The sequence below is a fragment of the Paractinoplanes ovalisporus genome, from assembly GCF_016834655.1.
Lineage (GTDB): Bacteria > Actinomycetota > Actinomycetes > Mycobacteriales > Micromonosporaceae > Actinoplanes > Actinoplanes ovalisporus.
The window spans coordinates 206,853-221,014 of sequence record NZ_JAENHP010000014.1; the positions used below are offsets into that span (position 1 = coordinate 206,853).

Genomic DNA, 14,162 nt, shown 5'->3' on the forward strand with positions numbered 1-14,162 from the left:
CGCCCATGACAGGCGTCGTTCCCTAGGTAGTCCCCCTCCCGACGAAGTCACGGCCGAATGAACGACAGAGTGACAGCCCGCTAAGAGGCTGTCACTCACGTTTTCACAGCTAGACAACCGTCGAGTGACACAGACAGGCCAACTATGCTGTGGGATCGACAGCACCGGGTGCCGCGTAGCAGAGAGCTGGAATGGTTCGGCCATCGGTGACGTGGTGCAGCGTACGGCCGAGCAAGACGCATCCCATTCGTTCGTACATGCCGATGGCGGTACGGTCCTTTTCCATCACGTCGAAGACCGCTCGCAGGCGCTTTCCCGCAGCGTAAGCGAGTGCGGCCTCGGCGAGCATTCGACCTACACCGCGGCCTCGCGCTTTCGGCCCTACGAAGAGCCGGGCAAGCACCGCGATCTCTGATTCAGCGGCACCGGTCTGCGCGACGAGCATCTCCACCGCAGCGTCACCGTTTGGCTCGCATACCGCGGCATGCCCGAGCAGCCCGCCCGTCTCGCCCGCCACGAACGCAGCCATAAGGCCGGCCGGGTACATCCATCCCTCGGCATCGGCGACACCTTCTACGGGGTAGCCATCGAGGGCGTAGACCTTACGGAGCAGCGCTGCACATTCGGGCACGTCTGCATCAGTACGTGCGCGAATCTGTACGGCTTCCTGGTCTTTCTGCGAATCCGCCATGATCAGTCCTCAATCGGCATGTTGTAATCCAGCCCATTCAAGTCGGCGCGAAGCACGAACCTCGTTACCTCGAATGGCCTTCCCTGGTCATCGATCCCCGTGTGAAGGACGTCAAGAACCGGAACGCCGTCCGGAACGGCGAGCCCGCTCACTTCCTCAGGCGTCGGCATGCGCGCCGATATCTCTTCACGAATACGTGCGATCGGGTGTCCCAATTCCTCGAAACGTGCGTAGAGGCTACCCTTTCCCATGTTGGCGCTTGTGGCGAGTAGCGATCCCTCCGAAATGCTGAACGGGATGTAGGTAATGCCTACCTGAACTGGCTCGTCGTCGGCGTAGTACCAATTTTCGCGCCGAGTTACAGAGCGGTCTTCGCGACTCAGGCCCAGCCGATCAGCGACGTCGTCAGGTGCGTCAACGCGCGTAATCGAAGTGCAATCGACTCGCGCCGTCCGGCCTTGCTTGGTCACCTCAGCTCGATAGGGAGAAAGTCCCGTCGATTCGCGCAGCGTGCGCGAGTAACGGTTGCTGCCGAGTCGCAGTAGCGGGCGATGCTGACGAACAAAGACGCCCGCGCCGTGCTTGGCGACCACCAGCCCCTCGCGTCGAAGCATGTCGATCGCCTCGGCTGCCGTGTTTCGCGCCGTCCCGTACTGCGCGGCTAAGGCTCGCTCGGACGGGAGCTTCTTGCCGGGCGGGTACGTCCCGTCCGCGATTTGGTCTCTGAGATCATCTGCGATCCGCCGGCTCGGTGGTCGGCGTTCGCCCTGGTCAGAAGTCATATTGTGGCCTTCCCTTACCCCTCAGCTAAGACCTCTGCGGCCATGGTAGCCAACTGGCTTGGGCCAGTTCTTGACACGGTATCCGCCGGTGGACTAGAACTGGCTCAAGCCAGTTTAGTGGCTCAAGCCAGTTTCGAGATCGTCCCGGAGGCTACACGTGAGGAAGAACGTCGAAGGCGGACCGTCGCCGGCCGACCTGTCCGCGATCGAGGCCGAGTGGCCGCTGATCGAGGCGGAGTTGTCGCTGCTGGACGCAGAGATCGCCAACATCTACGCCGCCGAGCACGGCGGCCCGTCGCCGCTGGACTGGCGGCGTCTGCGTCGGGCCGAGGCCCGCGTCACCCGCGTTGCCGCCGAGCTGGCTGCGCGTCCCGCCGCCCTGCGCGAGGTGGCGTGATGACCCAGGACATCAAGCGTCTGCGTCGCATCGGGTGGGGTGTCCGGGGTGTGTTCGCCCTCGGCATCGCCGCGTCGCTGGCGGGCAACGTGCTGCACGCCGCGGACAACCCGGTCAGCAAGGCCATCTCGGCGTGGTCGCCGTTGGCACTGCTACTGGCAGTCGAGCTGATCTCGCGCATCCCGGCCCGCCGCGGCCCGATGTCGGTCGCCCGGCTCGGCGCTACCGCGGTCATCGCCGGCATCGCCGCGTGGGTGTCGTACTGGCACATGGCCGGCGTCGCGGCCCGCTACGGCGAGACGGGCGCGAGCCCGTACCTGCTGCCGTTCAGCGTGGACGGCCTGATCGTGGTCGCCTCGATCAGCCTCGTCGAGATCGGCGGCCGACTCCGGGCGTTGAACGAGCCCGCGGCCGACGCCGCGCCAGCCACCGAGGCGACCGTCCCGGCCGTGCCTGAGCCGGTCACCGTCGCCCCGCTCGTCGAGCCTGAGCCCGCCCCGGCTGCACCAGTCACGAGGGCTCCCGCCAAGCGCGTCACGCCGCGGCCGGCGTCGGCCGAGAAGGTGGCGCGGGCCGCGGCCAAGCTGCCTGGCGCGAGCGTCGCCGAGATCGCTAAGAAGGCCGGCGTGTCCGTCTCGACGGCCCGGCGTCACCTGCCCGCCCGCGTCGCCGACGCGTCACCATTCGCCCCGGTTCCTGCGGAAACACCCGACCTGATCGCCGCCTGACCCCGATCACCCGAGAGGACCACCGAGCCACATGGCCAAGCACCGCTACGACCCTGACGAAGCCGCCGCCGCGGGCGTGATCAATCTGCTCTGCGACCGCCTAAAGGAACTCGGCAAGGAAGAGCAGATTCGCGCCGAGATGTCACCCGATCTGCGCCGCCGCGTCGATGACGCCGTGCGCTGGCACAAGCGCCACCAGAACCGATAGCTCCGCCCGGCGGCACGGCTCCTACCGACCAAAGCAGCGCCGTACCGCCGGTCTCCCATCCAGTTCGTGAACCGTCAGGAGAACACCAGTATGGCAAGCAGTCTCTTCGGCCCCGGCACCAAGGCCGAACGCAGCGCACAGGACATCAAGGCCGCTCAGGACGCCGCCCGCGCCGCCGACGCCCGTCGTGAGCGCGCCGCTGCCGCGGCCGGCCGCGACCGCCGTTCGATCGGCAGCAAGCGGTGACCCGCCGCACCGGCGGTCAGGTCAACCCGGACACCCGCCGCATCGAGGCCGGGCGGATGCCCAAGGGCAGCACCGAGGACCACACCACGATCCGCGAGAACCAGATCGCCCGCGTTGCCGGGGACGCCGCCGTCGCCGTCGCGCGGGGCCTGTTCGGAAGGAAGCGCTGATGACCACTCCCGACCGCAACCAGCCGGACGACTTCGACCGCACCACCGAGCCCGAGACGACCGACGCTGAGGTCGTCGACCTGGAGACCGCCCGCGCCCGCCGCGCCGCGGGGACGCCGGGCGAGGCGCCCGACGACGAGATCGAGGATGCCGAGACCGTTGACGACGCGCCGCCCGCGGAGGGCGGCCCGGTCGACGCGGCCGAGGACATCCCACACGAGGTGCTGCTGCGGCAGCGTGAGCGCCGGCCGATCCTGGCCGAGTGGGCGCGGTCGTGGCGCGGGATCAAGGCCGCGGCCAAGCACCAGACCAAGGACGCAGGGTACGTGCTGGCGTACCACGCGGTGCGCTCGCCGAAGTACGCGGCCAAGACCGCGATGTGGGCTCCGCTCGGGCTGTTCCGCGGGATCGGACAGGCCCTGCGCTGGGCGACCGCGGAGGAGGGCAACTGGCACCTGCGGCAGGCTGCCGCGCAGCGCGGCGAGGCGGACGTGTGGCTCAAGCTCGACGCCCGCCGGCAGCGTCAGACGACCTGGCGTTGGTGGGTCATCGCCCTGGCCGCGGCCCTGATCGTGACCGGCCTCGTGGCACTCGCGCTCGGCCCGGCGTGGTGGCGGCTGCTGGCCGCGCTCGTGGTGGTGCCGTTCCTGGCCACCCGCGGCCGGCCCGCGGACAAGCCGATCACCGACCGCGTCAGCGAGGGCAACCGATACCGCAAGCTGACCGCGGAGTTGGTGCGCCGCGCGCTGACCTCCGTGCAGATCGGCGCGATCAACAGCGCTGTGGCGAAGGACCCGAAGGCCATCACGTTCCCGGTGGACATCCACCGCGACGGCCCCGGGCACCTCGCGATCGTGGACCTGCCGTACGGCGTGGAAGCGTCCGAGGTGGTCGCCCGCCGCGGCCGGCTGGCCTCGGCGATGCGTCTGCCGATGGATCAGGTGTGGCCGGAGACCGCGCCGGGCCACACCGGCAGGTTGGCGCTGTGGGTCGGCTACGAGCCCGCGTCCGAGATGAAGCAGCCGGCGTGCCCGCTGCTGGCCGAGGCCGCGAAGGTGGACCTGTTCAAGCCGTTCGCGTTCGCGACCACCCCGAAGCTCGATCAGGTCATGGCCGAGATGATGTACCGCAACTGGCTGTTCGGTGGTCAGCCCGGATCCGGCAAGACGTTCGCGCTGCGGCTGCTGCTGCTGGCCGCGTCGCTGGACCCGCGGGCGGAGATCCGCGGCTACGAACTCAAGGGCGTCGGGGACTTCGCCGTTCTCGAGCCGGTCATGGCCGAGTACGGCAACGGCTTCGACGACGAGACCCTGGCCCGCGCGTTCGCGTTCATCGAGTGGCTGTACGAGGAGGCCCGCCGCCGGTCGAAGCGGATCGAGCACTACGCCCGCATGGGCAAGGCTCCGGAGAACAAGGTCACGCCCGAGCTGGCCTCGCTCAAGGGTTCCGGGCTGCACCCGCTGATCGCCTGGTTCGACGAGTTGCAGGAGCTGATGACCAGCAAGTTCGGCAAGGAGGCCGGCGAGATCCTGGAGAAGGTCATCAAGCTCGGCCGGGCGCTGGGGATCATCATCATCATCGGCACGCAGATCCCCGACAAGGACTCCCTGCCGACCGGGATCACCCGCAACGTCAACTCCCGGTTCTGCCTGTCGGTGGCTGACCAGACGGCTAACGACATGATCCTGGGCACGTCGGCGTACAAGCAGGGCCTGCGCGCGACGGTCTTCCAGCCGGTTACCGAGGCAGGGTGGGGCGTGCTGCGCGGGCTCGGCAAGCCGCAGTCGGTGCGCTCGTTCTACGTCGACACGACCGCGGCCGGGCGGATCGTGGCCCGCGCGGTCGCCCTGCGCACCGCGGCCGGCAACGTGCCGGTCTTCCCCGCGGAGCGCGACGTTGCGCCGCAGCACCACGTGCTCGATGACCTGGCGCGGGTGTGGCCCGGCGACGAGAAGTCGGCGTGGAACGAGACGCTGTGCGCCGGTCTCGTCGAGCTGCGGCCCGACGCGTACGAGGGCTGGGAGGCCGCGCAGCTCACCGCCGCGCTCAAGCCGTTCGCCGCGGTCAAGGTCGTCGACGTCGGCCGCCGCGTCGAGGGCAAGTCGGTCACCCGCCGCGGGATCCGGCACGCCGATCTCCTGTCCGCGATCGCGGAGCGTGACCGCAAGCGCTCCGGCGACTGACCGATCCGAGGCTGCTAGCGCTAGCGGCTGCACCTGCTAGCGCTAGCACCTCCGCTAGCACCCGATCACGATATTGAGCTGCGACCTAGCGGATAGCAGCTCACGGCCCTGCACACCCAAAAACAGGCCCTGGAGGCTGTTGTGGACCCCCAGCTCACCACCGCTATCACCCTCACCCTCGCCTCGCTGGCCGTCACCGTCGGTTACGCCGCCGCGTGCTGGATCTGGCCGTTCAAGGCGTGCCGCAAGTGCGACGGCAGCGGCAAGCGTCGGTCGCCGTCGGGCCGGGCGTTCCGGCTCTGCCGCCGCTGCGAGGGCACCGGCCGCCGGCTGCGCGCCGGGCGCTGGATCTACAACCGGCTCTCCGGCATCCGCCGGGACGCCCGATGAGCGCCCGCACGATGGCCCGGCTCACCCGGACCGCCACGCCGCACACCCAGTGGTGCGCCCGTGATCACACGTGCGGCATCGACACCCACCGCGGCCGGCCTATCGTCACGGCCCGCGGGAACGGCCGGGCCGTCATGACCCGCACCCGCGCCGCCGACGTCGAGTACGCCGAGGTGGTCATCCGGATCCCGTTGCACCGCAACGAAAACACCGCGCGCAAGCAGCTCGCCATCCTGCTGCGGTTGCTCGGTGAGCTACTGGACGCGGTCATCGTCCGCCCGCGCGTGCTGCCCGGCCGCGGCGAGCGGCCCGCGATCGGGCGGAGGGCCGCCTGATGTCCCGGGTCCGGGCCGCCTACTGGGATCCCGCGGGCACCCGGTACGGGCTCCCCACCTTCTGGTGGCAGGGCGCGCCCGCGGGCTACGCCACCCGGCGGCAGCTTCGCGCCCGCGGGCTGCGGCCGGGCGGTCAGCCGATCGCCGCGCAGATCCTGTGGCGCGGCGTCGGCGGCACCCGCGCGGCGTACCTGTACCGGCTCGACCTGGCCCGGCCCAAGCGCACCGCGACCGCGGCCCAGCTCGACGCCGTGCGGGCCGCGCTGCGGGCTCGGCGCACCTGCCCGACCTGCGGCGAGGTACGGCCCTACTACATCCCGCGCTCGTTCGGCGAGTGCCTCGACTGCCGCGACGAGCGGCACCCGGCGCACTGACATGACCACCACCGAGCCGGGCTTCCTCGACTGGCGCACCCACAGCACCGGCCCGGCGCTGCCCTGCCGGATCTGCGGACGCCCGTCGATCCTGCGCGACGAGAACGAGCGGCCCTGCCACAAGGTCTGCGCGGAAGCCCGGCTAGCACCATCCACAAGCGACACGAGGGAGCAGATCCCCATGCACAGCAACGACTTCCTGACCGCCGCGCTATCCGCCGCGGCCCGCGGCTGGCACGTCTTCCCGCTACGCCCGGACGACAAGCGGCCCGCGATCGACCGGTGGGAGCAGCGCGCTACCACCGACCCTGACCGGATCCGCCGATGCTGGACAGCCGGGCCGTACAACGTCGGTATCGCGTGCGGGCCGTCCGGCCTCGTGGTGGCCGACTTCGACGCCCGCAAGACCGGACAGACCGCGCCCGCCGGGTGCGAGGGCTACATGCACGGGTGGGGCGTGTTCACCGACCTGTGCGGCGACCTCGGCCACCCGGTACCCGACGACACGTACGCGGTCACGACCGGCCGCGGCGGGCTGCACCTGTACTTCCGCCACCCCGACGGGGCCGAGCTGCGCAACACCGCGGGCGCGCTCGGCTGGCTGATCGACACCCGCGCGCACGGCGGCTACGTCGTCGCCGCGGGCTCGATCGTCGCCGGCCGCGCGTACACGGTCAGGCAGGACGCGCACACGGCCGGGCTGCCCAGTTGGCTCGGCGAGCGGCTACGGCCCGCACCGCTACGCCCGGAAGGGCAGCCGGTCGTGATCGAGCTGCCCGCGGACCGCCGCGGCGCGTACGTGCGGGCCGCGATCGACGGCACCCTGACCAAGCTCGCCGAAGCGGCCGAGGGCGGGCGCAACCACGCGCTGTTCATGGCCGCGCAGACCCTCGGCCAACTCGTGGCCGGCGGCGCGGTCGACGAGGACACCGTGATCACGGTTCTTGTCGACGGCGCATCCCGGCTTGGACTCAGCTCACGCGAGATCGAGCGCACCATTCTGTCCGGGCTGCGGGCCGGTGCCCGCCGACCGCGGCAGGTGGCGTGATGAACGTGCTGGAGCTGTTCGCCGGGATCGGAGGACTATCCCTCGGTCTACAGCGGGCCGGGATGGCGATCGTCGGACACGTCGAAATTGATCCGTTCTGCCGGCAGGTCCTGCACAAACATTGGCCGGAGGTGCCCTGCCATGACGATGTACGCACTGCCCCCACCTGGTGGCGTGCCGAAGTCCGTCCACAGGTCGACGTCGTCGCCGGCGGGTTCCCCTGCCAGCCGTTCAGCGACGCCGGACGGCGCCGCGGACTCGCCGATGAGCGATGGGGCTGGCCCTGGATGGCCGACGTCATTCGCGCAGTACGACCCCGCTACGTCCTCGTGGAAAACGTCCCCGGGCTCGTCCGCGACGCCGCCGCGTTCGGATGGGTTCTCGGTGACCTGGCCGACCTCGGGTTCGATGCGCGCTGGTCACTGTTATCCGCATGCGCCATGGGCGCGCCACACACACGAAAGCGGCTGTTCCTTCTGGCCCACCCCGCGGGCCAACGGCGCCGGCAGCGCGGGTGGCTCGAACGCCAAGAAGAAAGCGCTGCGCAACGGTACCTACATCACTGGCAGGCGCAACCCGAGCCACACCGAGTGGCTGATGGGGTTCCCCGACGGATGGACCGAAACCGAACCCTCGGCAACGCCGCCATCCCCGCCATCGCCGAACACCTCGGCCACCTCATCCTCGACCACGCCGTCGGCAGGTGACGCCATGATCCCCGAACCCGCCGAACGGCCCGCGCTGCGCGTCGCCGGGCCCGAAGACGCCGCCGCGGTGCTGTCTGCCGACCGCCAGCGCGAGCCGGCGCGGATCCGCACGTCGTGGACGGCAGCGGACATCATGGCGATGGAGTTCGCCCCGCCCAAGTGGGCCGTTCCCGGCGTGATCGCCGAGGGGTTCACACTGCTGTGTGGGCCGCCCAAGGTCGGCAAGTCGTGGATGTCGCTCGGCCTCGGCGTGGACGTCGCCCGCGGCGACAACGCGTTCGGCTCGATCGGCGTGGAGGCCGGGCCGGTGCTCTACCTCGCGTTGGAGGACACCGCACGCAGGTTGCAAACCCGGCTGCGCAAGGTGCTCGGCGACCGGCCCGCCCCGGCCGGGCTGACCCTGGCCACCCAGTGCCCGCCGCTGCCGCAGGGCGGGGATCAGGCCATCGCCGCGTGGCTCGACCGGCACCCGCGGGCAAGGTTGGTCATCATCGACGTGTTCGCCAAGCTGCGCGGCAACTCCGCTCCGGGCGCGTCCGCCTACGATGCCGACTACGCCGCGGTCGGCCGGGCGAAGAAGATCGCCGACGACTACGGCGTCGCCGTCGTCGCCGTGCACCATGTGCGCAAGGCCGGCTCGGAGGACTTCCTGTCCGAGGTGTCCGGCACCAACGGGCTCGCCGGTGCCGCGGACGCGACCCTCGTGCTCAAGCGGGCACGCAACCAGGGTGACGGCGTGCTGCACGTGACCGGCCGCGACGTCGACGAGAACGAGTACCCGCTGACCTTCGACCCCGCCGCGGGCGCGTGGCGGATGCTCGACGGCCCGGCCGGCGACTACCAACTCAGCGACACCCGTGCCGCGATCCTGCGCTACCTGCGCGATGCGCCCGGCTCGACACCCAAGGTCATCGCCGAGGGGACCGGCCTCGCCGCGGCGACCGTGCGGCAGAACTGCACGCGCATGCTCGCCGATGGGCAGGTGGCCGCCGAGCCGGGCGGCCGGTACCGCGTGCCGGGTGTCACCGCTGTCACTCCTGTCACTGCCGTCACTCAACCCGAGCTGACCTGCGGAAACGGCAGTGACAGCGAGAGTGACAGCCGAGAGGACGGCTGATCATGGAAGACCGGCTGAAACACGAGGGATCCGGGATGATCCCGGTCGTATGTATAGGAACACCCCAGGGTGCCCGAGATTTTGGCTCAGCGTGGCTCTCAGCGGGCCGCGCAGAGGGCCGCAGCCACATTGACCCCCGTACCCTCGCCGTCACCGCAACACAGCACCGGGAGGCCGTCACCGTGCGACTCAGGGCCGTAGACAGCATCGATACGACCGCCGCCGAGACCGAACTGATCACCACTGAAGAGCTAGCCCGGATGCTGCGCGTGGATCCGTCCAGCGTGCGACGCTGGCGGACCGCCCGCCCGTTGCAAGGTCCGCCGTTCATCGTCCTGTCCGAGCGCGTGATCATGTACTCGATTGAGGACGTGCGCGCATGGCTGGCCAGCCGTCGAGTCACCCCGGAGGCGGCGTGACCAGCGCAGCGCAGCACCCGCCCCTCAGTGTTTCAGTCAAGTCCGACGTGGAGCACCGCGTCGGGCGGCCGAAGCCCTACAAGGCTCGCGTGCGCTGGACGGATCCGGCGACCGGCGACCGGCGGTCCAAGTCGCACTCGACGGCGACACCCAAGGACGCTCAGGAGTGGATCGACGGCATGATCCGCGCGGCAAACGGCGGGCTCAACCCGGCCGCGGCCACGCAGCGACTCGCCGAGTACGGCACCGACGTAATGCCGCTGGCCACCCGCGGCTTGGAGCGCAAGACGCTAGATCCCTACCTGGCCGGCTGGCGGTTGCGGGTCGTGCCGACCCTCGGCCACATCCCCATGCGGATGATCACCAACGGCGTGGTGGACCGGGCGGTCTACTCATGGATCGAGGACGAATGCAGCCGCTCGACGGTCAAGAACACGCTGGCCATCCTGGTCAGGGTGCTGGAACAGGCCGTACGGGACGGCGTGGTAGACCGCAACGTCGCGCGGGTCACGGGCTGGCAGCGCGAATACCAGCGGGCCGAGGACGAGTTGGACGACCCTCGCTCGCTCGCCCTGCCGAGCTGGGAAGCGCTGATCACCCTCGCAGACGCTCTCGTCGCCCGGTCGCACGGCCAGTTCACCGGATGGGGACACATCGTCACTTTCGCCGCATGCACCGCGGCCCGCATCGGCGAGGTGTCCGGCGCCCGGGCCGGGGACATCGACCGGGCGACGTGGACGTGGACTGTGCGGAGGCAGACCACACCGGGACCGGGCGGGCTGATCGACAAGGGCACCAAGGGCAAGCGCGCCCGCAGGGTGCCGATCATCGAAGAGGTCCGCCCGATGGTGATCGAGCGGCTCGACTCGGCGGCGGGCCCGGACGCGCGGTTGTTCACCGGCCCGCGGGGCGGCCGGATAAGTACCGCGGTGCTGCGGGACGCCACGCATTGGGACGAGGTAGTCACAGCGCTGGGATACGAGCACTTGCGGCGGCACGACCTGCGGCACACCGGCTTGACCTGGCTGGCCGATGCCGGCGTCAAGGTGCACGTACTGCGGAAAATCGCCGGGCACGGTTCACTGAGCACCACGCAGCGGTACTTGCACCCGGATCAGCGCTCGATCGAGGAGGCCGGATCGGCGCTCAGCGCACACCTAAAGGCACCCCGGTCCACAATCAGTCATCAGCTCCGTGCTGTTTAGGCGGAGACCTCCGCCCAAGTCCACTTCCCACTGAACGCTGATCCCGGCCGCCCGCGTTAGATATTAGGCGAGCGGCCGGGATCAGGCCGAGCTTCGGCATCGCTCACCGCGCATATGCTCAAGATATGCGCCAGTACAGTCACCTGTTCCTCGATGAAAGGCTTCTTGGTTTCTGCGCCTTCTGCGGCTTGGAGCCCGACACACGTGACCACGTGCCGCCCAAGGCGTTTCTGGACAAGCCCTACCCAGCCAATCTTGCTCAGGTCGGGGCATGCTTCGACTGCAATAACAGCGCCTCACTCGACGAGGAGTACGTGGCATGCCTACTAGAAGCATGTGTATGCAATACCGTCGATCCCGCGCACCTTCAACGCGAGAAGATCGCCGCTACCTTCCGCAAACAGCCCTCGTTGGCTGAACGCATCGGTGCGATGCTTACTCCCGGAGGGCTTCTCCTCACGGACGCGGACATCACCCGGCTCGAACGGGTAGTGAGCAAGATCGGACGCGGGCTATGGACGTTCGAGACGGGTGAACCGACTAACGCCGTAAACGTCGCCGTCGCGTGGTCCGCGCTTCCCAACCTCAGCGCTGAAGACACTGCGAGATTCATGCAGCCGCCCGTCGGCCAGCTCCTCCCCGAACTCGGTAGCCGCATGTTCCTCCGTCACTTCTCTGACGACGAGGACGCCTTCGACTGGACGATGGTGCAGGAAAAACGCTTCTCGTACCTCGTGGATACGGCAGGGCGGGTGCGTGTGCTCCTGCGGGACTACCTGGCCGCCGAGATCACCCTGGAGTGGAACGACTAGGGGCCAGCCTGCCCCCTTGGTCCCCAGGCGGTCCCCAGCTCCAAGCCGACCAGTAGGAATACCTTGATCTGAAGGAATGACAGAAGGGCCGCTGACCAGGGTGTTAACCCTAGCTAGCGGCCCCTCAAGATTGTCGGGCTGACAGGATTTGAACCTGCGACCCCTTGACCCCCAGTCAAGTGCGCTACCAAGCTGCGCTACAGCCCGCCGCCGCCCGGCACGAACACCGCGCGGCAACTCAGAAAGCTTAGCAAGCCCTACCCGTGGGCCTTGCCCCGACCCCCCGGGCCCGTCTTCTTGCGGGGTTTCACGGAGACCTCGATGGGTGAGCCCTCGAACCCGAACTCCTCGCGCAGCTTGCGCTCCACGAAACGCTGGTAGCCGGCGTCCAGGGGGCCCGTCGTGAACAACACGAACCGCGGCGGGGCGACACCGGCCTGGGTCGCGAACAGGATGCGGGGCGCGCGACCACCCCGTACGGGATGGGGGGTGGCCTGGGTCAACGCCGTCAGCCACTGGTTCAAAGCCCCGGTGGGAACGCGCTGCTCCCACGACGCAAGAGCGCGGCGCAGCGCGGGGGCCAGCTTGTCGACCGCCCGGCCCGTTTTGGCCGAGATGTTGACGCGGATGGCCCACGGGATGCGCTTGAGCTCTCGGTCGATTTCCTTGTCGAGGTAGAAGCGACGGTCGGCGTCGACCAGGTCCCACTTGTTGAAGGCGATCACCAGAGCGCGGCCGGCCTCGACGACCTGGGTCAGGACCCGCTGGTCCTGCTCGGAGATGGGCTCGGCGGCGTCCAGCAGGACCACCGCCACCTCGGCCGCTTCGACTGCGCCGGCCGTGCGTAGGGACGCGTAGTACTCCGTACCGGAAGCCTGGTTGACTCTCTTGCGCAGGCCGGCGGTGTCTACGAACTGCCAGAGCTCGCCGTCCATTTCGACCAGGCTGTCTACCGGGTCTACCGTGGTGCCGGCTACCGAGTCGACAACCGCGCGCTCCTCCTTGGACACGCGGTTGAGCAGCGACGACTTGCCGACGTTGGGGCGGCCGACCAGGGCCACACGGCGCGGGCCGCGCGGGCCGTCCTCGATGATCTCGGGCGGGGACGGGAGCGCGTTGAGGATGTCGTCGAGCAGGTCGCCGGAGCCGCGGCCGTGCAGGGCCGAGATGGGGTGGGGCTCGCCCAGGCCCAGGGACCAGAGCGACACCGCCTCGAGTTCCAGGTTGTTGTTGTCGGCCTTGTTGGCGACCAGGATCACCGGTTTGTGGGAACGGCGCAGCATCTTGACCGCGGCCTCGTCCACGTCGGTGGCACCGACCGAGACGTCGACCACGAAGACGACCACGTCGGCCGTCTGGACGGCGATCTCGGCCTGCGCCGCGATGGCGGCGGCGCGGTCCTTGGCGTCCGGTTCCCAGCCGCCGGTGTCGACCACCGTGAAGCGGCGGCCGTTCCACTGGGCGTCATAGGGGACGCGGTCGCGGGTGACGCCGGGGACGTCCTCGACCACCGCCTGGCGCCGGCCGATGATGCGGTTGACCAGGGTGGATTTGCCCACGTTGGGGCGACCGACCACGGCCACGACGGGGGCCGGACCGGTGTCAGAGTCCTCGGACAGAATGCCCAAAGGGACTTCACTCACGACTTCACCTTGCTGTTCAGAAGATTCAAGACGTACGCGACGACCTCGTCGATGCCGATGCCGGTCGTGTCGACCTCGACCGCGTCGTCGGCCAGCTTCAGCGGGTCGGTCTTGCGGGTCGAGTCGAGCTTGTCGCGGCGGGCCAGGTCGGCCTCGGTGGCGGCCACATCCGACGCGTCCTCGGCGCTGCGCCGGGCGGCGCGGGCGGCCGACGAGGCGGTCAGGTAGACCTTGAGGTCGGCGTCGGGCGCGACGACCGAGGCGATGTCGCGGCCCTCGACGATGATGCGCGGGTGGGCCGCGATGATCGCCTGCTGCAAAGACACCAGGTGCTTGCGTACGGCGGGTACGGCCGCGACCGCCGACACCGCCTGGGTGACCTCGACGCCGCGGATCGGGGCGTCGACGTTGGTGCCGTTGGCCGCGAAATGCGGAGCGGCGGGGTCGGTGCCGATCGACAGCTCGGTCTCGAGCACGATCTTGGCGATGGCGTCGGGGTCGTTCAGGTCGGCCCCGGCCTGCAGGACGGCCCAGGTCACGGCCCGGTACATGGCGCCGGTGTCGAGGTAGACGCCGTCAACCCGGGTGGCCAGCCGCCGGGACACGGTGGACTTGCCGGAACCGGACGGGCCGTCGACCGCGACCACGCACTTCTCCGGGCGTACTGCTTCCGCCACCGTTCCTCCTCAGTTTCCCCGCGCGACCAA

General features: G+C 69.5%; 19 protein-coding genes and 1 tRNA gene. 15 read left to right on the forward strand and 5 right to left on the reverse strand.

The annotated features are described in order from the left end of the window. Positions 1–142: 142 nt before the first annotated feature. Both JIG36_RS33310 and JIG36_RS33315 read right to left on the reverse strand, forming a co-directional pair. Complete coding sequence (locus tag JIG36_RS33310; protein ID WP_203380383.1) at positions 143–691, reverse strand: GNAT family N-acetyltransferase; 549 nt, start codon at positions 689–691, stop codon at positions 143–145. Positions 692–693: 2 nt separating this feature from the next. After that, complete coding sequence (locus tag JIG36_RS33315) at positions 694–1,473, reverse strand: GntR family transcriptional regulator (RefSeq protein WP_203380384.1); 780 nt, start codon at positions 1,471–1,473, stop codon at positions 694–696. A gap of 157 nt (positions 1,474–1,630) precedes the next feature. Between JIG36_RS33315 and JIG36_RS33320 the strand changes: the two genes are divergently transcribed. The 15 genes from JIG36_RS33320 to JIG36_RS33390 all read left to right on the forward strand — a co-directional run bounded on the left by JIG36_RS33320 (position 1,631) and on the right by JIG36_RS33390 (position 11,812). Further along, complete coding sequence (locus JIG36_RS33320; RefSeq protein ID WP_203380385.1) at positions 1,631–1,870, forward strand: DUF6284 family protein; 240 nt, start codon at positions 1,631–1,633, stop codon at positions 1,868–1,870. Then, entirely contained in the window at positions 1,870–2,598 is a 729-nt protein-coding gene (locus JIG36_RS33325) for a DUF2637 domain-containing protein (protein ID WP_203380386.1), read from the forward strand. The genes JIG36_RS33320 and JIG36_RS33325 overlap by 1 nt, the downstream gene beginning before the upstream one ends. Before the next feature lie 31 nt (positions 2,599–2,629). Next, a complete protein-coding gene (locus JIG36_RS33330; RefSeq protein WP_203380387.1) occupies positions 2,630–2,806 on the forward strand; it encodes a hypothetical protein in 177 nt (58 codons plus the stop codon). Positions 2,807–2,872: 66 nt separating this feature from the next. Next, positions 2,873–3,052 carry a hypothetical protein gene (locus tag JIG36_RS33335; RefSeq protein WP_203380388.1) on the forward strand — a complete coding sequence of 60 codons (180 nt, stop codon included), beginning with the start codon at positions 2,873–2,875 and terminating at the stop codon, positions 3,050–3,052. Next, entirely contained in the window at positions 3,049–3,222 is a 174-nt protein-coding gene (locus tag JIG36_RS33340) for a hypothetical protein (protein ID WP_203380389.1), read from the forward strand. Before JIG36_RS33335 ends, JIG36_RS33340 begins: the two co-directional genes overlap by 4 nt. Continuing rightward, positions 3,222–5,405: a cell division protein FtsK gene (locus JIG36_RS33345; RefSeq protein WP_203380390.1), complete on the forward strand. Its 2,184-nt coding sequence runs from the start codon at positions 3,222–3,224 to the stop codon at positions 5,403–5,405. The genes JIG36_RS33340 and JIG36_RS33345 overlap by 1 nt, the downstream gene beginning before the upstream one ends. A gap of 141 nt (positions 5,406–5,546) precedes the next feature. Then, a complete protein-coding gene (locus tag JIG36_RS33350) occupies positions 5,547–5,795 on the forward strand; it encodes a hypothetical protein (RefSeq protein WP_203380391.1) in 249 nt (82 codons plus the stop codon). Then, complete coding sequence (locus JIG36_RS33355) at positions 5,792–6,130, forward strand: hypothetical protein (RefSeq protein WP_203380392.1); 339 nt, start codon at positions 5,792–5,794, stop codon at positions 6,128–6,130. Before JIG36_RS33350 ends, JIG36_RS33355 begins: the two co-directional genes overlap by 4 nt. After that, entirely contained in the window at positions 6,130–6,504 is a 375-nt protein-coding gene (locus tag JIG36_RS33360; protein WP_203380393.1) for an RRQRL motif-containing zinc-binding protein, read from the forward strand. The genes JIG36_RS33355 and JIG36_RS33360 overlap by 1 nt, the downstream gene beginning before the upstream one ends. 1 nt (position 6,505) lies before the next feature. Further along, entirely contained in the window at positions 6,506–7,552 is a 1,047-nt protein-coding gene (locus JIG36_RS33365; protein WP_438870778.1) for a bifunctional DNA primase/polymerase, read from the forward strand. Then, complete coding sequence (locus JIG36_RS33370) at positions 7,552–8,259, forward strand: DNA cytosine methyltransferase (RefSeq protein WP_203380394.1); 708 nt, start codon at positions 7,552–7,554, stop codon at positions 8,257–8,259. Before JIG36_RS33365 ends, JIG36_RS33370 begins: the two co-directional genes overlap by 1 nt. 4 nt (positions 8,260–8,263) lie before the next feature. Next, the gene (locus tag JIG36_RS33375; protein ID WP_203380395.1) at positions 8,264–9,376 is read left to right on the forward strand and encodes an AAA family ATPase; all 1,113 of its coding nucleotides are present in this window, start codon (positions 8,264–8,266) and stop codon (positions 9,374–9,376) included. Between the two features lie 2 nt (positions 9,377–9,378). Then, positions 9,379–9,795 (forward strand): helix-turn-helix transcriptional regulator, encoded by a 417-nt coding sequence (locus tag JIG36_RS52525; RefSeq protein WP_236048654.1) that lies wholly within the window; start codon positions 9,379–9,381, stop codon positions 9,793–9,795. After that, on the forward strand, positions 9,756–11,000 hold the full coding sequence (locus tag JIG36_RS33385) for a tyrosine-type recombinase/integrase (protein WP_236048655.1): 1,245 nt from the start codon (positions 9,756–9,758) through the stop codon (positions 10,998–11,000). Before JIG36_RS52525 ends, JIG36_RS33385 begins: the two co-directional genes overlap by 40 nt. Before the next feature lie 125 nt (positions 11,001–11,125). Next, positions 11,126–11,812: a hypothetical protein gene (locus JIG36_RS33390; RefSeq protein ID WP_203380397.1), complete on the forward strand. Its 687-nt coding sequence runs from the start codon at positions 11,126–11,128 to the stop codon at positions 11,810–11,812. Between the two features lie 133 nt (positions 11,813–11,945). Here the strand turns inward: JIG36_RS33390 and JIG36_RS33395 are convergent. From JIG36_RS33395 to cmk, 3 genes are all read right to left on the reverse strand, one after another. Further along, positions 11,946–12,019: transfer RNA gene (locus tag JIG36_RS33395), tRNA-Pro, on the reverse strand. A gap of 50 nt (positions 12,020–12,069) precedes the next feature. Continuing rightward, entirely contained in the window at positions 12,070–13,455 is a 1,386-nt protein-coding gene (der, locus tag JIG36_RS33400) for a ribosome biogenesis GTPase Der (protein WP_307873013.1), read from the reverse strand. Further along, on the reverse strand, positions 13,452–14,132 hold the full coding sequence (gene cmk, locus JIG36_RS33405) for a (d)CMP kinase (RefSeq protein ID WP_203380398.1): 681 nt from the start codon (positions 14,130–14,132) through the stop codon (positions 13,452–13,454). Before cmk ends, der begins: the two co-directional genes overlap by 4 nt. Positions 14,133–14,162: the final 30 nt, after the last annotated feature.